The organism is Paracoccus simplex (genome assembly GCF_042648325.1).
In the GTDB taxonomy this organism is placed as follows: Bacteria; Pseudomonadota; Alphaproteobacteria; order Rhodobacterales; family Rhodobacteraceae; genus Paracoccus; species Paracoccus simplex.
Window position 1 is genome coordinate 43,766 of sequence record NZ_JBHRXE010000030.1, and the last position, 17,816, is coordinate 61,581.

The following is a 17,816-nucleotide window of genomic DNA, read 5'->3' on the forward strand; positions in this document are numbered from 1 at the left end:
TTCTAGGGCCACAAGACGGCGGGGGAAAGGAAAAGAAATCACCGTTAACGGCTTCTTAGGGGAATCGCGCAATCCTCGGGGTCAGACGGTGATTCCCAGTAAGGATTTGCAAGATGGAACAGGACAGGATCGGTGCGGAAGAATTCCCCACCTGGCGGGCCACCCTGCCCGATCGACCGCTGACCGGCCTGACGGTGCTGGTGGTCGAGGATTCGCGCGTCGCCTCCGAGGCGGTGCGCCTGCTGTGCCTGCGCTCCGGCGCGCGCATCCGTCGGGCCGACAGCATCCGTTCGGCGTTGCGGCATCTGCAGACCTATCGTCCCGGCGCGGTGATCGTGGACCTGGGCCTTCCCGATGGCGACGGCGCCGACATGATCGCCACCATCGCGAAGGCGCTGCCGCGCGTGCCGGTGATCCTGGGCATCTCGGGCGATCCGGCCAACCGGGACGCCGCGCTGCGCGCCGGGGCGGACGGGTTCCTGGTGAAGCCCATCGAAAGCCTCGCGGTGTTTCAGCAGGCGATTCTGGCCGCCCTGCCCCCCGAGGCCCGGCCGCAGGGCCTGCGCGTCCTGCCCGATGACGTGATCCCGGCCGATCCCGGCGCGCTGCGCGAGGATCTGGCCCATGTCGTCGATGTGCTGTCGCAGGCAGACGATACCGAGGCGATCGAATATATCGCCCGCTTCCTGGCCGGGGTGGCGCGCTCGGCCCATGACCGGATGCTCGAGGACGCCGCGACGGCGCTGGCGCGGGACCATGCCGACGGCCGGGCGCTGGCCATGGACCTGGCGCGGATCAGCGGGTTGGTGCAGGATCGGCTGGCGGCGGTGCGGATTTCCTGAGCCCCTAGCCCGCAGTCAACGCCGACAGGCTTTGCCGCTGCCGCCCGCTGGCGTCGAAATTCTTCGGGTCCAGCCAGGCCTGATGCGCCCGCGCCAGGGCCGGCCAGTCGCGGTCGATGATCGCATACCAGGCCGTGTCGCGATTGCGGCCCTTGTAGATCATGTGCTGGCGGAAGATGCCTTCGAAGGTGAAGCCGTAGCGCAACGCAGCGCGACGCGAGGGGGCGTTCAGCGCATCGCATTTCCACTCCACCCGGCGGTAGCCGGCGCCGAAGGCCCAGCCGATCATCAGCGAGATCGCCTCGGTCGCGGCCGGGGTCCGCTGCATCGGCGGCGCGATCTCGATATGGCCGATCTCGATCACCCCATGGGCCGGGTCGATGCGCATGAACGAGGCGAGCCCGCCGACCCTGCCGGTCGTCCGCTCGCGCAAGGCATAGAAATACGGGTCCGTCCTGGCGGCCATCCCGGTCTGCCAGGCGCGATAGCCGGCAAGATCGGCGAAGGGGCCGTAGCCTAGATAATCCCAGACCCAGTCCTGCCCCTGATTGGCGGCAAAAAGATCCTCGGCATGGCGCTGCGGATCCAGCCTTTCCAGCAGGACATGGCCGCCTTCGATCCGCTCGGGACCGGGTGCGGCTGGTGGGGCGAAGTCACGGATGACAGGGCCGGTCGGGCGGGCGGATGGCGTGGCGGCTTCTCCGCCACCGTGACGGGCCGGCATCCCCGCCATGCCGGTCAGAGGGATCTCTTGCCCGCCCGCGGCAGAGCCGCCGCGATCGGGCGCAGCGGCTGGGCGGGACGAATTGCCGGCGGGATCTTGGGACATGCGCGGACCTCCTGCAACATCCGGGGCAGCATCCGCCGTTCTCGGCCAAGGTCAAGGCCGGGAAGCGGCGCGGCCAGGCGATGCTGCCCGTATCGAGACCTGACCGGGCGCCCCCTGCCCATGCGCAAAGCCGCGATACCGGCCCCCGGGGCGGCGCGGCCGCCGCCCGCAGACACAGGCCGGGATGCGCTGGCCCATCGCCAAAGACGGCGCGGCCAACCATCCGCGTTTCGGCAGCCACGGTGTTGCGACCGGGTACCGGCGCCGATCGGGGCAATCAAGCCGGGAGCAGGCCGCGATCCGGAACCCGCCGCCGGAACCGGGGCCGCGCAAGATCGCTTCCCCGGACGCCCGCCTGAAGACCGCTGCCCCTCTTGTTTCGGCCGAAATCCGGCCATGCGGCAACGCCGTTCCTCGGCTTTGCGGGTGCGCGAGGGTATTGCGCACTGGCGGGGTCGGGCGCTCGGCAGCCGGTCGAGTCGCCGGATGATCGGCCGACGGGCGCCACAGATCAGGACCGTGCCTGCGACATGCGGCCGCTGCCATCGCGGACTCTTGAGCGCAGGAACGGCGGCGTGAGAGCGGGTTGGCGGTTGGAGATACCGGCACGCCGCCCGGATCGGCGCGCCGGCAGGGCCGCGCTTTCCGCGACGCATCGCCATCCACCCTGCTGCCGGGCGACGGGCATAGCGGCGGGGCGCTCCGTCGGAAATAGGCCGGACGAGCGGATTGCCGCCCGGATCGGGGCGCTGACAAGGCCAGAGGCGCCGCAATGCCGGCCAAGGCCCGCTGCCGAGAGAGGGCGCTGCGGATCCGCCGCGCCATGGACCGCGCGGCTGCAAGGCGGCGATCTGCTAATCCGGCTTCCCGCTCAAGCGAGCATCCCCGGATCGCCGCCCAGATCGAGGCCGGGAAAGATCGAGCGTTCCAGCGCGTCGCGCCCGATTCCGAACAGCCCGTGCATCGCCCAGGCGGCATAGGCACGGATGTCGCGGGTCGGCATCAGGTCGCGGTCGGCGTAAAGCTGGCCCTCGCCCAGGCCCGGCCAGTCGCCGAAGGCCCGGCCGCCGCGGATCGCGCCGCCCGCCATCAGCAGCGCGCCGCCGGTGCCGTGATCGGTGCCGCCCGAGCCGTTCTCGCGCACGGTGCGGCCGAACTCGGTCATCGCCAGCACCGAGGTCCGCGCCCAGTTGCCGCCCAGCCCGTCGCGCAGCGCCAGGATCGCCGCCGCCAGCCGGTCCAGCGCCCGGCCCAGCACCGCCGGCTGGCGGGCATGGCTGTCCCAGCCGGGGATCGAGAAGGCGGCAATGCGGCTTTCCGCATTCAGCCGATTGGCGGCGAAGCGGGCCAGCGCCTGCGCGTCGCCGGTCGGCCCGGCGATGCGCTCGATCTCCGAGCTTTCCGCGCCGATCTGCATGGCGTCCCGGGCCGCGTCGCGAAACAGCGGATCGTCGTGATAGACGTGCTCCAGCAGCATCTGCGCCTGCGGCGACAGGCTCAGCGAGGCGGTCGGCGCCCAGCTCAGATGCGCGGCCTTGCCGGACAGGATCTTCATCTGCTCGACGCCCACCGAATAGGCGGTCTCGGCGGTGGTGCCGGGCGTGGCCTGCAGCAGGCGGTTCAGCCAGCCGCCGATGCGGCGATCCACCGGCAGGTCGTTGCCGGTGCCGGCCTCCAGCAGGTCCTGGCCGTCGAAATGGCTGCGCTTGTCGCGATAGGGGGTCGAAGCGGCATGGGCAAAGGCCAGCTCGCCCTTTTGCCACAGCGGCATCAGCGGCGCGAGGCGCGGGTGCAGCGCATAGAACCCGTCCAGGTCCAGCGCGCCGTTTTCCGGTCCGACCGACAGGTCGCGGCGCAGCTGGCGCAGCATCGGGTCGCCATAGGGCTGGATGGCGTCCAGCCCGTCCATGGCGCCGCGCAGGATGATCACCACCAGCCGGTTGTCCGAAGGCAGGGCGGCGAAGGTCATCGAGTTCAGCAGCGGATGCGCCGCCGCCGAGCAGCCCAGCAGCGCCGAGCCCTTCAGAAACAACCTGCGGTCCAGTGTCGGCATCGGTGCCTCCTATCGGCGGTTGAAGTCGCCCGAGGCGAGGATCAGCACCACGCCTTCGGCCGCGCTTTCGGCCTTGGGCACCGCCCAGGCCAGCTCGCTGGACTGGGTGCCGCCGAAGGCCGAGACCAGCATCTCGCGCGGGTCGGGCAGATCCTTCTGCAGCAGCCGCGGCATGCGCAGCGCCCAGTTGATGCGCGCCGCCATGGTCTGCGGCGCGATCCAGGCATCGGCCGCCTCGGGCCAGCCGTCCGGGCCCTTGGGCTGGCCCCAGGGCTGGCCCATCGAGATCAGGTGGTTCCAGATCGCGCGGCGAAAGACCGGCCGTTCCAGCGCCGCCACCTGCGCGCCGCGCAGCCCCAGGGCGCGCAGCCCGGCCACCTGCAGGTCGAAGGGCTGGCGCACCTTCCGGCGCAGGTTCGAGGCCAGCGCCGGATGGGTGACCAGCACGCGATAGACCTGCGGCAGGTCGCCGCCGGTGTCGCGCCAGACCGCCGCCATGGCCTCGACCAGATCCTGCGGCGGATCGTCGGCGACGAAATGCGCCGCCAGCTTGTGCGAGACATGCCGCGCCGTCTCGGGGTGGCGGGCCAGGTCGCGGAAGGCGGCCCGGATATCCTCGAGCCCGCCGCGGCGGCGCCCGCCATAGCTCTGGCCCAGCACCGTCTCGGGCCCCGGCTCGGCCAGGACCGGCTTGAAGGAGAAGCCGTCCTGGAACGAGAAGCTGAGCCCGGTCAGCAGCTCGGCCAGCTCGCGCACGTCCTTTTGCTGGTAATCGGCGCCGACACCCAGCGAATGCAGTTCCATCGCCTCGCGCGCCAGATTCTCGTTCAGGCCCAGCTTGCGGTCGGGCCGGCGCTTGACGAAGGGCGAGTTCGGCCCGCGGCTGGCGGTCTGGTCCAGATAGACCAGCATCATCGGATGGGTGTCGGCGGCGAAGAACAGGTCCTCGAACCGGCCGTTCACATGCGGGCGGATCGCCTCGTCCTGGAAGGCCAGCGCCAGGCCATGATTGACCTTGTTGATCGCCCGGACGGTGAAATGGTCGCACCAGAACTGCACCAGCCGCTCGCCGAAACCGACCGGGTCATCGACGGCGCGGATCATCCGGCGGCGCAGATCCTCGATCTGCAGGGCGCCCAGCAGCCGGCTTGCCTCCTGCGCCTCGGGCGGCTCGGGCAGGCCCTTGGTCCTGGCCCGGACGCCTTCGCGGAACTGCAGCGCAATCTCGCTGGCGGTGGCGGTGGTCATCGCCTCTGGGCCGGGACCGGCCTGGGCCGGATTGGCCAGCACCGCCTCGGCATCGGCGGGGGGCGGCATCAGCGGCGACAGGCCGAAACCCAGACGGATCGCCGCCAGCTCGGGAAATCCAAAGCTCATGCAATCATCCTTGCGGGGGAAATCGCCCCCCTTGCGCAAGTTTATGCCACGATCCCGGCCCGAGGTCAGTTCACGCTTTCTTCAGCACGCCGCGCTGCGGCAAGGCGCCGCCGAAGCCGCCTATTCGCGCGGCAGCACCCGCAGGCGCAATTCGCGCAACTGCTCGTTGGTGGGCTCGCTGGGGGCGCCCATCATCAGGTCCTCGGCGCGCTGGTTCATCGGGAACATGATGACTTCGCGGATGTTCTGCTCATCCGCCAGCAGCATGACGATGCGGTCGATGCCCGCCGCGCAGCCGCCATGCGGCGGCGCGCCGTAGCGGAAGGCCTTGACCATGCCGCCGAAGCGCTTCTCGACCTCGTCGCGGCCATAGCCGGCCAGCTCGAAGGCCTTGAACATGATCTCGGGACGGTGGTTCCTGATCGCGCCCGAGATCAGTTCGTAGCCGTTGCAGGCCAGGTCGTATTGATAGCCCTTGACCGCCAGCGGATCGCCCGACAGCGCCTCGAGCCCGCCCTGCGGCATCGAGAACGGGTTGTGGCTGAAGTCGATGCGGCCGTCCTCGCCCTTTTCATACATCGGGAAATCGACGATCCAAGCGAATCTGAACTGGCTCTCGTCGGTCAGGCCCAGCTCGCGGCCGATCTCGTTGCGGGCCCGGCCGGCGACGGCTTCGAAGGCCTCGGGCTTGCCGCCCAGGAAGAAGGCGGCGTCGCCCTCGCCCAGACCCAGCTGCAGGCGGATCGCCTCGGTCTTGTCAGGGCCGAGCGCCTTGGCGATGGGACCGGCGGGTTCGGTCGAGCCGTCCTCGGCCTTGCGCCAGAAGATATAGCCCATGCCGGGCAGGCCCTGCTGTTGCGCAAAGGCGTTCATGCGGTCGGCGAACTTGCGCGAGCCACCGGTCGGCGCGGGAATGGCACGGACCTCGGTGCCCTCCTGCTCCAAGAGCTTGGCGAAGATCGCGAAGCCCGAGCCGCGGAAATGCTCGCTGACCACCTGCATCTCGATCGGGTTGCGCAGGTCGGGCTTGTCGCTGCCGTATTTCAGCATCGCCTCGGCATAGGGGATGCGCGGCCAGTCGGCATCGACCGGGCGGCCGCCGCCGAACTCCTCGAACAGGCCCTGGATCACCGGCTGGATGGCGCGGAACACGTCCTCCTGCTCGACGAAGGACATTTCCAGGTCGAGCTGGTAGAAATCGGTGGGCGAGCGGTCGGCGCGCGGGTCCTCGTCGCGGAAGCAGGGCGCGATCTGGAAATACTTGTCGAAGCCGGCGACCATGATCAGCTGCTTGAACTGCTGCGGCGCCTGCGGCAGGGCGTAGAACTTGCCCGGATGCAGGCGCGAGGGCACCAGGAAGTCGCGCGCCCCCTCGGGCGAGCTGGCGGTGATGATCGGGGTCTGGAATTCGGTGAAACCCTGGTCCCACATCCGGTTGCGGATCGAGCGGACCACCTGCGAACGCAGCATGATGTTGTTGTGCAGGCTTTCCCGACGCAGGTCGAGGAAGCGATAGGCCAGCCGGGTTTCCTCGGGATAGTCCTGGTCGCCGAAGACCGGCAGCGGCAGGTCGTCCGAGGCGCCCAGCACCTCCATGTCGGTGGCATAGATCTCGATCTCGCCGGTCGGCAGCTTGGGGTTGACCAGGCTCGGGTCGCGCAGCTTGACCCGGCCGTCGATGCGGATCACCGTCTCGGCGCGCAGCTTTTCCAGCGCGGCAAAGGCCGGGCTGTCGCTGTCGGCGATGACCTGGGTGATGCCGTAATGGTCGCGCAGGTCGATGAACAGCACGCCGCCATGGTCGCGGACCCGGTGGACCCAGCCGGACAGACGGATCTCGGTTCCGGCATTCGCGGCGGTCAGTTCGCCGCAGGTATGGCTGCGATAGGCGCTCATCACTTTTCCCCTTCGTATCGGCCACGCATCAACCGCGACCAGCGGGCGAAGTCAAGCAATCAGAACGGCCGCACCACGTTGCCCGAGTAGAAATACACCCCCATTCCCACGGTGAAGAGCGTGTTCCCCGCCACCGCATGCAGCACCCAGGCCGAGGGGAAGCCGCGCAGCAGATAGGCGCGGGCGAAGAACAGCCCGCCGACGAAGGTCAGCGCCGCCACGACGAAGGACCAATACATCAGATGGGCAAAGGAGAAGATGGCGGCGTTCAGCACGATGGCCGCCTGCCCCTCGGGCAGGATCGCCGCGTAGCGGTGGAAGAACAGCGGCCGGAAGATCAGCTCCTGCGGCAGGGCCGAAAGCAGCGGATAGAAGGCCCAGATCACCAGCAGGAACTCGGGCTCGCGCCGGGCCATGCCGAAGATGGCGCCCGGGCGGGACACCCACAGGATCGCCACGCCCAGCGCCAGGGTGATCGCGATCATGCCGAGGATCTCGAGCCAGGGCAGGCGGCCCCAGCCGAAGACCAGGCTGCGCCAGTCGAAGCCGCCGGTGAACCACAGCAGCGCCAGCCCGGCGGCGCTGAACATGGCCAGCGCCGCGAACAGCATATGGCCGGGCATGAACAGCGCAATGGCCAGCGGCGCCCCGATATAGAGCGCCGCGAACTCGGCCCAGAGCAGGGCGCGGGCTATTGCATCCTCCGGTTCAGCCACATGCGCCATTGCGCGGGCGAGCCGGCGAAGACGTTCAGGTCCACATTGCCGCCGATGCCGGGCACCACGCCGGTGCCGGTATATTGCCAGAAGCTGTAGCGCTGGCCGGGATAGACGATGCGCGGATGGCCGGCGACCGAGCGCAGCCAGAATTCCTCGTTCCAGGAGGCCAGGTTGTTGTCGCGGTAGAAGTCGACCGTCGTGTAGATGATCGGGCGCTGGCCGTAATACTGGTGCAGGATGTCCTTGAAGATCTTGGCCTCGCGCAGCACCTCATTCGCCGGCGGACGCCGCGGGCAGGTGCGCGAGGCGGTCCATTCCAGGTCGATCACCGGCGGCAGCGCGCCGCGCTCGCGCGGGACGTTCTGGATGAACCAGGCCGCCTGCTGCCGGCCCGAGCGGCAGAAGTAGAAATAGTGATAAGCGCCGCGCGGGATGCGGGCCTGCGCCGCCTCGGCCCAGTAGCGGCGGAAATTCGGGTCGGCATGGTCGCCGCCCTCGGTCGCCTTGATGAAGGCGAAGCTGACGCCCGAGCCGCGCACCGTGCTCCAGTCGATGCTGCCCTGATAGCGCGATATGTCGATGCCGTGCACCGGATGGTCGTAGGGATGGCCGCCGACCCAGGGATGCGGCGCCGAATCGCCGAATTTGGGGCCGAGCCCCTGCCCCGCCATCACCGCCCGTTGCTGCGACGGTCCGCGTCCGCAGGCCGCCACCGCGACCAGCAGCAGCACCATCAGAATCCTGCCCAGGAATTTCATCTCTGCCCTCTGCCTCATGCGCCTGTCCGCGGCGCTTTTGTCCCTTATCGCAAAGGTGCGACGCGCTGTCACGATGGCGTGACAGTCACGAGTTTGTCAGAGAGGCCGTGGCCCCGGCGCAACAGCAACGCGCGTTGCCACCCCTGCCGGGACGGCGCCGCCGGCGGATTGCCCAGCAAATGCTGGAGATTGCGCTGCGCCAGGCGTGCAGCGCCCGTGCACCGGCCGTACACAGGGCGTGCACCGGAACGGCGTCAGCCCAGCCGGCCCCAAAGATCGTATTCGCCGGCCTCGTCCACCGTCACCGTCACGATGTCGCCGGGCGAGAGCGCCTCGAAGCCTTCGTCGATGAACAGGTTGCCGTCGATTTCCGGCGCGTCGGCCTTGGTGCGGCAGGTGGCGCCATCGGCGTCCACCGCATCGACGATCACCTCGATGCGGCGGCCGACCTTGGCGGCCAGCTTCGCCTCGGAGATCGCCTGGGCCTTTTCCATGAACCGGTCCCAGCGCTCCTGCTTGACCGGATCGGGAACGTGGTCGGGCAGGTCGTTCGCCCGTGCGCCCTTGACGTTTTCATACTGGAAGCAGCCGACGCGATCCAGCTGCGCCTCGTCCAGCCAGTCGAGCAGGGTCTGGAACTCGGCCTCGGTCTCGCCCGGGTAGCCGACGATGAAGGTCGAGCGCAGGGTGATGTCCGGGCAGGCGGCACGCCAGGCGGCGATCTCGTCGAGCGTCTTCGCCGCCGCCGCCGGCCGGGCCATGCGCTTCAGCGTGTCCGGATGCGCGTGCTGGAACGGGATGTCGAGATAGGGCAGCACCAGCCCGCCCGATTCGGAATGGGCCGCCATCAGCGGGATCAGGTCGCGCACATGCGGATAGGGATAGACGTAATGCAGCCGCACCCAGGCGCCGAGCGACCCCAGATCGCGGGCCAGGTCGGTGATATGGGCGCGGTGGCCGCGTTCGGTCGCGAACTTGCGGTCGAGGCCGTAGGCCGAGGTGTCCTGCGAGATCACCAAAAGTTCGCGCACCCCGGCCTCGACCAGTTTCTCGGCCTCGCGGATCACCGCATGCGCCGGGCGGCTGACCAGACGCCCGCGCATGTCGGGGATGATGCAGAACTTGCAGGCGTGGTTGCAGCCTTCGGAAATCTTCAGATAGCTGTAGTGCCGCGGCGTCAGCTTCACGCCCGAGGCCGGCAGCAGGTCCACGAACGGATCGGGCGACGGCGGCACGGCGGAATGCACCGCGTCCAGCACCTGTTCGTATTGCTGCGGGCCGGTCACCGCCAGCACGGAAGGGTGCGCGCCGGTGATGTATTCCGGCTCGGCCCCCAGGCAGCCGGTGACGATGACCTTGCCGTTTTCCGACAGCGCCTCGCCGATGGCCTGCAGGGATTCGGCCTTGGCCGAATCGAGGAAGCCGCAGGTGTTCACGATCACCGCGCCGGCGCCCTTGTAGTCGGGGCTGATGGCATAGCCCTCGGCCCGCAGCCGGGTCAGGATGCGCTCGCTGTCCACCAGCGCCTTGGGGCAGCCGAGGCTGACCATGCCGATGGTCGGTTGCCCGTCCCTTCGCCCCCCCTTTTCCCGGGCGGAGTCGAAGATCGGGCGGGGGGCTAGATCGGGGCGCAGCAGGGGCGGGTTCTGGCTCATGATGCGCGGCATATAGTGGCAAGCGGGCCGCTTGTTAAGCGCCAAGCGCAGCTCGCCGGAACGTCATTTGGACTTGCGCGTTCGGGGAGGCATAGCTGAGGACATGAGCATGAGACCCATCCCGACCCGCCTTACCGTTCCGCTGCTGCCGGCGCTGGCCGCGGTCGCCATGCTGGCCGTCACGCTGTGCGCCCTGCCCGGCCCGGCCGAGGCGCAGGGCCGCGGCAAGCCGATCGTGATCTGGAACAACAAGGGCGGCAACGTGATCGAGGCGATCCAGTATCGCAACGAGCTGGCGCGCAGCGGCCGGCGGGTCGAGGTGCGGGGCTATTGCCGCTCGGCCTGCACGATCTACATCACCCTGCCCAATGCCTGCCTGGGCCCGGGCGCCACGGTCGGCTTCCATGCGCCGCGCATCCCCGGCACCACCATCATCCCGCCGATCGTGGACGAGCTGATGGCGCAATATTATCGCGGCGGCATCCTGCGCATGTGGAACACGCAATGGAAGCATTCGCTGAAGATGCACAAGATCTCGGCCCGGCAATATGTCAAGCTGGATCCGCAGACGCGGCTGTGCCGGAACTGAGGGGCCGGAACCGGGGCGCGGCAAGGGAAGGCGGCGACCAGCGCCCGGCCCTGCCCCGTGACCGCCCCGTGACCGCCACCCGCCGCCCGCTTGCATCGGCCGGCGCGGCCGCATAACCGCCTGGGGAAACCGGGCCGGGAAAAGGGGGGACGAGGGGATGCGGATCACATATGCCATGCCCTGGCTGATCGCCGATCTGGGCCGGGCGCGGCGGGTGCTGTCCTTTGCGCCGCATCGGCCGGGCTTCCGCCGCGCCCGGCATATCCTGTGGCGGCAGGTGCGCGACGCCGATCTGGGCCCCGGCTTCGACGCCACCGCCTGGCTGGCCGCCGAGATGGCGCGCATCGGCCATGGCGCCGAGGTGGGCATGATGACCTCGCGCGGGCTGGAGCATGCCGTGCAGGCCGAGGCCGGGCCGGCGCGCTGCCTGGCCACCGTGGGCCTGGGCAATGCCGAGCGGGTCGGCCGGCGCCGGGCCGCTGCGCCCGCGGGCTACGGCACCATCAACATCGCGCTGCTGGTCGAGGCCGGGCTGACGGACGCGGCGATGATCGAGGCGCTGACCATCGCCGCCGAGGCCCGCACCGCCGCGGTGATCGCGGCCGGGGTGATGCTGCCCTGGGGGGTCGCGACCGGCACCGGCACGGATTGCATCGCCCTGGCCTGCGATCCCGGCCCCGAGCGCCATGCCGGGCTGCATACCGCGCTGGGCGAGGCCATCGGCCGCAGCGTCCACGACGCGGTGCTGCGCGGCGCCGAGGCCTGGGTGGCGCGGCACGGCCGGGACGCGGCGGCGGTTATTCCCGCAGCCGCCAGCCGCTGAGGAAGATCCAGCGGATCGCCGCCATGCAGACCAGGATCATCAGCCCGACCGCGACCAGCGACACCCCGACCGGCACGTCGGCCAGGTCGAAGAAGCTCCAGCGGAAACCCGAGATCAGGTAGAGCACCGGGTTGAGCTTCGCCACCCCCTCCCAGAAGGGCGGCAGCATCGAGGCCGAGTAGAAGGCGCCGCCCAGGAAGACCAGCGGCGTGACGACCATCATCGGCACGATCTGCAACTGCTCGAAGGACTTGGCCCACAGCCCGATGATGAAGCCCAGAAGCGAAAAGGCGATGGCGGTCAGCACCAGGAAGGCCAGCATCCAGAACGGATGCGCGATATGGACGCCGTTGAACCAGAAGCTGGTCAGCAGGATCACCAGCGCGATCAGCACGGCTTTCGCGGCGGCGGCGCCGACGAAGCCCAGCGTCACCTCGATCCAGCCGGTGGGGGCGACCAAGATCTCGTAGATGGTGCCCGAGAATTTGGGGAAGTAGATGCCGAAGCTGGCATTGGCCACCGATTGCTGCAGCACGGTCAGCATCATCAGCCCCGGCACGATGAAGGCGCCATAGGGCACGCCCTCGACCGACTGGATGCGGCCGCCGATGGCGGCGCCGAACACCACGAAGTAAAGCACCGTGGACAGCACCGGCGAGGCCAGCGATTGCCAGACGGTGCGGAAGAAGCGCGCCATCTCGTGATTGAACACCGCGCGGGCGGAACGCCAGTTCATGCCGGCACCTCCTGGCTTTCGGCCGGTTCGTCCTCGACCAGCGACATGAAGATTTCCTCGAGGCTGCTCTGCTTGGTCGAGACGTCGCGCACGGCGATGCCGCAGCCGGACAGATCGGCCAGCAGACGGGCGATGCCGGTGCGTTCGGCGCGGGTGTCGTAATCGTAAAACAGCGTCGCCCCGTCGGCCGACAGCACCAGGCCGCGGTCCTGCAGCTCGGCCGGCAGCCCGGCCAGCGGCTTGTCCAGCGCGATGGTCAGGCGCTTCTTGCCGAACTCGCCCATCAGCGCGTCCTTGGACTGCACCAGCAGCAGCTCGCCGCGGTTGATGACGCCGATGCGGTCGGCCATGTCCTCGGCTTCCTCGAGGTAATGCGTGGTCAGGATGATGGTCACGCCCTGCGCCCTGAGTTCGCGCACCACCTGCCACATCTCGCGGCGCAGGGTCACGTCCACGCCGGCCGTCGGCTCGTCGAGGAACAGCACCTTGGGCCGGTGCGACAGCGCCTTGGCGATCAGCACCCGCCGCTTCATGCCGCCCGACAGCTCGCGCGTCCTGGCCTGGCGCTTGTCCCACAGCGCGAGGCTGCGCAGCAGTTGCTCGATATAGGCCTCGTCCGGCCCCTCGCCGTAAAGGCCGCGGGTGAAGCGCACGCTGTCGATGACGGTCTCGAAGGGTTCGAGCGCGATCTCCTGCGGGACCAGGCCGATCATCTTGCGCGCCGCGCGCCAATCCCTGCGGATATCGTGGCCGCCGACCCGGACGGTGCCGCCGCTGGGCACCACCAGGCCGCAGATGATCGAGATGAGCGTGGTCTTGCCGGCACCGTTCGGACCCAGCAGGGCGAGGATCTCGCCCTCCTCGATCTGCAGGGACACGTCGTTCAGCGCCACGGTGCCGCTGTCGTATTGCTTTGAAATATGGTCAATATCAATGATCGGACGCATGGATCCCCCTCAATTCTGGCCGCTGGGGCGGATTGGAAGGTAGGGTTCGCATCGCCGCTGCACAATGACCCCGCGCGGCATTTCCTTGCCACGGGGCCGCGGCCCGCGGCGCTGCGGGGCTTCGCGGCGGAAACGGTCCGCGGCTGGGCGGAAGAATGCGGATGGTCTGGAAGCGGCATTGACCATGATCGGACCCCCGGCCTATAAGCGGAACCGCCCACAGAAGGAGATTTATGCACAGAGGCCTCGATTGAACCGCGCATAGCGGAATCGCTCGGCATATTTCATGCCGTTCCTTTTTGCATGATTTCTGTGGAGTTCTCATGGAGAACCAAGACGTAGTGATCCGGCCCTTCGAGGCGGAAACGGATCTCAAGACGCTATCGGACATCTGGTTCAGCGCGTCATTGAAGGCACATCCCTTCATCGGCGAGCCGAAGCTGGTTGAGCAACGTCAGCTGATCGAGACGGAATACCTTCCGAAAGCAGAGACCTGGGTGGCCTGTTCCAATCAGGAGGCGATCGGTTTCATCAGCTTGCTAGGCAGTTTCATCGGCGGGATATTCATCTCTCCGGACCGGCAAGGCATGGGCGTTGGAAGCAAGCTTGTCACCCATGCGCTGGACAAGAAGGGGGAACTGTCCCTCGATGTCTATATCGCGAACGAACAGGCCGTCCGTTTCTACACCTCGCTGGGATTCCGCGAGGTGTCACGGCGCGACAGGGATGATTTCGGCTATCCGTTCCCGAACGCCACCTTGCATTTGAAGGGTTGAACAACGGACCGGGCAGGAACCTTTCTTGCCCGGTTTTCCACCCTGCATCAACGCTGGGCAGGACCGTCCGCTTCCGTCTCGCAAAGCCGCCATGGATCCGGACGGCATCTCAGCAAGTGCCCCGCCCCGACCGCTCTGCGAGGGCGCAAAGCGCGGCGCGGGCCGTCCGCGATGGATCGCGCCGCCCGGTCAAGCGCCTTCCGCCCGCCCCCCCGCCTCGGCGAAAAGCCGGGCGCTGGCGGTTTCGATCCGTTCCTCCAGCAGTTCCATCACCTGCGTCGAGCGGTGGCCGACCGGGATCGGCTCCAGGAACTCGACCACCGCGGTGCCGCCGCGGATCGGGATGCCGCGCTTGGGCCAGAACATGCCGCAATTCACCGCGACCGGCTGGATGGTCAGGCCGGTGGCGCGCTGGATGGTGCCGGCGCCATGCTTGTAGGGCAGCCGATGCCCGGGGCGGGTGCGGGTGCCCTCGGGATAGATGATTAGCTGGCCCAGCCCTTCGGGCCGGGCTCGGGCGGCCTCGACCTCGGCGATGATGCGCTTCATCGCCTCTTTCCCGCGCGAGCGGTCGATGGGGATGCAGCCGACCTTGCGGGCGAACCAGCCCATGATCGGCACCCGCAGCACCTCGCGCTTCATCACGAAGGCGCGGCGCGGGCAGGCGCGGGCCAGCGCCAGGATGTCGAGAAAGCTTTGGTGTTTCGAGGCGACGATGCAGTCGCCGGCCGGCGGCGTGCCGCGATATTCGATGCGCACCCCCAGGATCACCCGCGCCGCGCCCAGCATCTGGTCCAGCCACAGGCTGGCGACGCGGTTCGCCGCCTCGGTGCCGCGCAGCGCCTGCGGCAGGCCCCAGAGCCCCAGCACCAAGGTCGCCAGCGCGATATACAGGTAATAGGCCATCGCCCGCGGCCAGTCCAGGATCGAGGGCGGACGCGGATGGCGGCGGGTCATCAGCGCACCTCGCGCAGGATCTTCAGCGCCGCCCAGCGGGTGGCCGCGAAGCCGATGGCGGCGGCCAGCGCCGGGATCAGCAGCGGCCAGAGCCAGCCCCAGCCCTGGAAGCCGAGCCCGGTCAGGAAGCCGCCGGCCTGATCGACCGAGGGCAGCGCCCAGACCGCCGCCATGCCCAGCACGGTGCCGCCGGCCGCGCCCGTGGCGGCGCGGCGGGTGAAGCGGCGCACGAAGGCGGTGGCGATGGTGATGTCGCGCGCCCCGATCAGCCGCAGCACCCGGATCACCTGGCCGTTCGCCGCCATTGCCGCCTTGGCCGCAAGCGTGATCATCGCCGCCGAGGCGGCGGCGATCAGCAGCAGCGACACCAGCCCCAGCACCCGCAGCCGGTTCGCGGCCGAGACCAGCGGCTCGCGCCAGCGGGTATGGTCGTCCAGCACCGCGCCCGGCGCCTCGCCCTGCAGCCGCAGGCGCAGCGCCTCGGCATCGAAGCCCTCGGCGGCCTCGGTCACCTCGATCAGCCGCGGCACCGGCAGCGCTTCGACCGGGATGTCGGGGCCGAACCACGGCTCCAGCAGCTTCTCGACCTCGTCGCCGGGCAATTGCCGGGCCTCGGCGATGCCGGGGGTGGTCTTCAGCACCTCCATCACCGTGGCGGTCTGCCGGTCGATCTGGTCCTCGGGGGCCGAGACGCGCACGGTGACGGTCTGCGCCAGTTCGCTGGACCAGCGCTCGGCCAGCCTTCCGGTGGCCAGCGCCAGCGCCAGGGCGAAGACGGCCAGAAAGGCCATGGCCCCGGCCGAGAACACCGTCAGCTGGGCGGTGAAGCCGGTGGGCGGCACCACCCGGTCATGGCCGGCGGGATCGGGCCGGGTCAGCCCCCGCCACAGCGCCGCCAGGTCGAGCGATTTCAGATCGGCTTTCTTCACAGGTCCGCCCCCGCCAGTTGCAGCCGCTTGCCGGCAATCCGCAGCACCCGCGCCTGCACCTGCTGCTTGGCGGCGCGGATCAGGTTCAGGTCATGCGTGGCGATCAGCACCGCCTTGCCCGAGCGGTTGAGTTCGATCAGCAATTGCAGCAGCCGCATCGACATGTCCCAGTCCAGGTTGCCGGTCGGCTCGTCCGCCAGGATCAGGTCGGGCGACATGACCACGGCGCGCGCCAGCGCCGCCCGCTGCCGCTCGCCCCCCGACAGTTCGGGCGGCAGGGCGCGGGCCTGGCCCGTCATCTGCACCCAGGCCAGCAGGTCGCCCAGGGCGCGCATGTCCACCGGCTCGCCCGAGACGATCAGCGGCAGGGCGATGTTTTCGGCCACCGGCAGATGGTCGAGGAATTGCGTGTCCTGATGCACGACGCCGACGCGCCGGCGCAGCGCGGCGATGCCGTCGCGGGACAGCGCCCGCACGTCCTGGCCAAAGGCCGACATGCGCCCGGCGCTCGGCAGCAGCTCGGCATAGCAGAGCCGCAGGAAGGTGGTCTTGCCCGAGCCCGAGGGGCCGGTGAGGAAATGGAAGGAACCCGGCTGCAGGGACAGCGACATATCGGCCAGCAGCGGATCTCCGCCGCTGTAACCGAAGGACAGGTTCTGCATTTCGATCACGGGTGACTCCTTGCCTTGCGGCGGCTTGGCCCCTGCGGGCTGCTTGGCGCGCGGTTCGTGGCTTGATAGAACAGTCCCGCGGCGAATGCGAGACGCCCGCTTGATGGAAAGCCGCCGGAAAACGGCCAGGAAACACGCCAGGAGAGACGATTTCATGCGCCTGACCTGCCCGCGCTGCGGAGCCCAGTACGAGATCGCCGAATCCGCCATCCCGGCGCTCGGCCGCGAGGTCGAATGCTCGGCCTGCAGCCATGTCTGGTTCCAGCCGGGCGCGGGAAAATCCGCAGCCGAGGCCGCTGCCGGGCCCTATGATCCGCAGGAGCGGCCGGCGCTGAACCGGGCGCTGGACGAGTCGGTGCTGGCCATCCTGCGCGAGGAGGCCGCCCGCGAGCTGCAGGCGCGCAAGGCCGAGATCCGCCCGGACGGCGCCGATCACATTCCCGCGACGGCGGCGGCCGGGCCGGACATGGGCGGCGGGGATGCCGGCACCGCGCCGGCAATCGACTGGCCGGCCACGACGCTGACCGAAACCGCGATGCCGGTGGCGGCGGCGGCCGGGCCGATCCGGGCCGAAACCCCGGACGCGGACGCGGATACATGCGCGCAGGCGGCCGAGGCCGCAGCACCGGCCGGGGCCGGGCCGGAGGCGGCGGCAAAGCAGGCAGCCGAAACCCGCCAGACCGACGCCGCCGGGCCGGAGCCCGGCGAATCCCGGGCCGCAGAACCGCTGGCCGACGAACCGCTGGCCGACGAATCGCAGCCCGGCGAAATCCGGCCTGACGTCCCCCGGCCCACCGAAACCGCACCGGCCGCCGACTGGCCCGAGGCGGTGGCGCCCGCCCTGCCCGACGCGGCGGAACTGGCGGCGACGCTGACCCGCCCCGGCCCGCCGCGCCCCGAGACCGAGGAGCCCGCCGCAGCGTCCGAGCGTCCGCTGCTGCGCCCCGCCCTGCCCGAACAGGAACCCGCCCCGGCCGAGGCAGCCCCGGTCGCGGCGCTGGTGCCGGCGCTGGTGCCGCCGCCCGCCCCCCGCCGCTTGGGCTATGCGGCGGGTTTCGGCCTGGCGGCGATGCTGGCGCTGGGGGTGGTGGCGCTTTACGCGCTGGCGCCGCAGATCCCGGCCGAGCAGGGCGGCGGGGTGCTGGCGGAATGGCGGCAGGACATCGACCGCGGCCGGCTTTGGCTGCATGACCGCATCCTGGGCCAATAGCGCCGGCTTGCCGCCGCGGCCGGCCTGAGCGCGGCCGCGCGGCGCGGCG

At 69.6% G+C, this 17,816-nt stretch carries 17 protein-coding genes; 5 read left to right on the forward strand and 12 right to left on the reverse strand.

The window, feature by feature from the left end:
• Nucleotides 1-113 precede the first annotated feature (113 nt).
• Nucleotides 114-842 (forward strand): response regulator, encoded by a 729-nt coding sequence (locus ACFOMP_RS11035; RefSeq protein WP_379030398.1) that lies wholly within the window; start codon nt 114-116, stop codon nt 840-842.
• 4 nt (nt 843-846) lie between these two features.
• On the opposite strand, the gene ACFOMP_RS11040 is transcribed toward ACFOMP_RS11035, so the two are convergent.
• The 7 genes from ACFOMP_RS11040 to rimO all read right to left on the reverse strand — a co-directional run bounded on the left by ACFOMP_RS11040 (nt 847) and on the right by rimO (nt 10,129).
• Entirely contained in the window at nt 847-1,566 is a 720-nt protein-coding gene (locus ACFOMP_RS11040) for a GNAT family N-acetyltransferase (protein WP_379030480.1), read from the reverse strand.
• A 976-nt stretch (nt 1,567-2,542) separates the two neighbouring features.
• A complete protein-coding gene (locus tag ACFOMP_RS11045; RefSeq protein WP_379030401.1) occupies nt 2,543-3,724 on the reverse strand; it encodes a DUF1501 domain-containing protein in 1,182 nt (393 codons plus the stop codon).
• Between the two features lie 9 nt (nt 3,725-3,733).
• Entirely contained in the window at nt 3,734-5,101 is a 1,368-nt protein-coding gene (locus ACFOMP_RS11050) for a DUF1800 domain-containing protein (RefSeq protein ID WP_379030404.1), read from the reverse strand.
• A 120-nt stretch (nt 5,102-5,221) separates the two neighbouring features.
• Nucleotides 5,222-6,997, reverse strand: coding sequence for an aspartate--tRNA ligase (aspS, locus tag ACFOMP_RS11055; RefSeq protein WP_379030407.1), 1,776 nt, complete (start codon nt 6,995-6,997; stop codon nt 5,222-5,224).
• Between the two features lie 59 nt (nt 6,998-7,056).
• Nucleotides 7,057-7,722, reverse strand: a complete 666-nt coding sequence (locus ACFOMP_RS11060) for a CPBP family glutamic-type intramembrane protease (protein WP_289894176.1) — start codon at nt 7,720-7,722, stop codon at nt 7,057-7,059.
• The gene (locus tag ACFOMP_RS11065) at nt 7,689-8,492 is read right to left on the reverse strand and encodes a glycoside hydrolase family 25 protein (RefSeq protein WP_289894177.1); all 804 of its coding nucleotides are present in this window, start codon (nt 8,490-8,492) and stop codon (nt 7,689-7,691) included. The genes ACFOMP_RS11060 and ACFOMP_RS11065 overlap by 34 nt, the downstream gene beginning before the upstream one ends.
• Nucleotides 8,493-8,728: 236 nt before the next feature.
• Complete coding sequence (rimO, locus tag ACFOMP_RS11070; RefSeq protein WP_379030412.1) at nt 8,729-10,129, reverse strand: 30S ribosomal protein S12 methylthiotransferase RimO; 1,401 nt, start codon at nt 10,127-10,129, stop codon at nt 8,729-8,731.
• Between the two features lie 109 nt (nt 10,130-10,238).
• On the opposite strand from rimO, the gene ACFOMP_RS11075 reads away from it, so the two are divergent.
• Together ACFOMP_RS11075 and ACFOMP_RS11080 are read left to right on the forward strand one after the other, a co-directional pair.
• Entirely contained in the window at nt 10,239-10,718 is a 480-nt protein-coding gene (locus tag ACFOMP_RS11075; RefSeq protein ID WP_379030415.1) for a hypothetical protein, read from the forward strand.
• 157 nt (nt 10,719-10,875) lie between these two features.
• Nucleotides 10,876-11,541 (forward strand): adenosylcobinamide amidohydrolase, encoded by a 666-nt coding sequence (locus tag ACFOMP_RS11080; RefSeq protein WP_379030418.1) that lies wholly within the window; start codon nt 10,876-10,878, stop codon nt 11,539-11,541.
• On the opposite strand, the gene ACFOMP_RS11085 is transcribed toward ACFOMP_RS11080, so the two are convergent.
• A complete protein-coding gene (locus ACFOMP_RS11085) occupies nt 11,516-12,277 on the reverse strand; it encodes an ABC transporter permease (protein ID WP_019352967.1) in 762 nt (253 codons plus the stop codon). The genes ACFOMP_RS11080 and ACFOMP_RS11085 overlap by 26 nt on opposite strands.
• The gene (locus ACFOMP_RS11090) at nt 12,274-13,224 is read right to left on the reverse strand and encodes an ABC transporter ATP-binding protein (RefSeq protein ID WP_379030421.1); all 951 of its coding nucleotides are present in this window, start codon (nt 13,222-13,224) and stop codon (nt 12,274-12,276) included. The genes ACFOMP_RS11085 and ACFOMP_RS11090 overlap by 4 nt, the downstream gene beginning before the upstream one ends.
• Nucleotides 13,225-13,547: 323 nt before the next feature.
• Here ACFOMP_RS11090 and ACFOMP_RS11095 point away from each other — a divergent pair, with 323 nt between their 5' ends.
• On the forward strand, nt 13,548-14,000 hold the full coding sequence (locus ACFOMP_RS11095) for a GNAT family N-acetyltransferase (protein ID WP_379030424.1): 453 nt from the start codon (nt 13,548-13,550) through the stop codon (nt 13,998-14,000).
• A gap of 189 nt (nt 14,001-14,189) precedes the next feature.
• On the opposite strand, the gene ACFOMP_RS11100 is transcribed toward ACFOMP_RS11095, so the two are convergent.
• The 3 genes from ACFOMP_RS11100 to ACFOMP_RS11110 are packed head-to-tail and all read right to left on the reverse strand — an operon-like array spanning nt 14,190 to nt 16,557.
• Complete coding sequence (locus ACFOMP_RS11100) at nt 14,190-14,957, reverse strand: lysophospholipid acyltransferase family protein (RefSeq protein WP_379030427.1); 768 nt, start codon at nt 14,955-14,957, stop codon at nt 14,190-14,192.
• Nucleotides 14,957-15,886 (reverse strand): cell division protein FtsX, encoded by a 930-nt coding sequence (locus ACFOMP_RS11105; protein WP_379030430.1) that lies wholly within the window; start codon nt 15,884-15,886, stop codon nt 14,957-14,959. The genes ACFOMP_RS11100 and ACFOMP_RS11105 overlap by 1 nt, the downstream gene beginning before the upstream one ends.
• Entirely contained in the window at nt 15,883-16,557 is a 675-nt protein-coding gene (locus ACFOMP_RS11110; RefSeq protein WP_289894185.1) for a cell division ATP-binding protein FtsE, read from the reverse strand. Before ACFOMP_RS11110 ends, ACFOMP_RS11105 begins: the two co-directional genes overlap by 4 nt.
• Nucleotides 16,558-16,711: 154 nt before the next feature.
• On the opposite strand from ACFOMP_RS11110, the gene ACFOMP_RS11115 reads away from it, so the two are divergent.
• Nucleotides 16,712-17,767 carry a zinc-ribbon domain-containing protein gene (locus ACFOMP_RS11115; RefSeq protein ID WP_379030434.1) on the forward strand — a complete coding sequence of 352 codons (1,056 nt, stop codon included), beginning with the start codon at nt 16,712-16,714 and terminating at the stop codon, nt 17,765-17,767.
• Nucleotides 17,768-17,816: the final 49 nt, after the last annotated feature.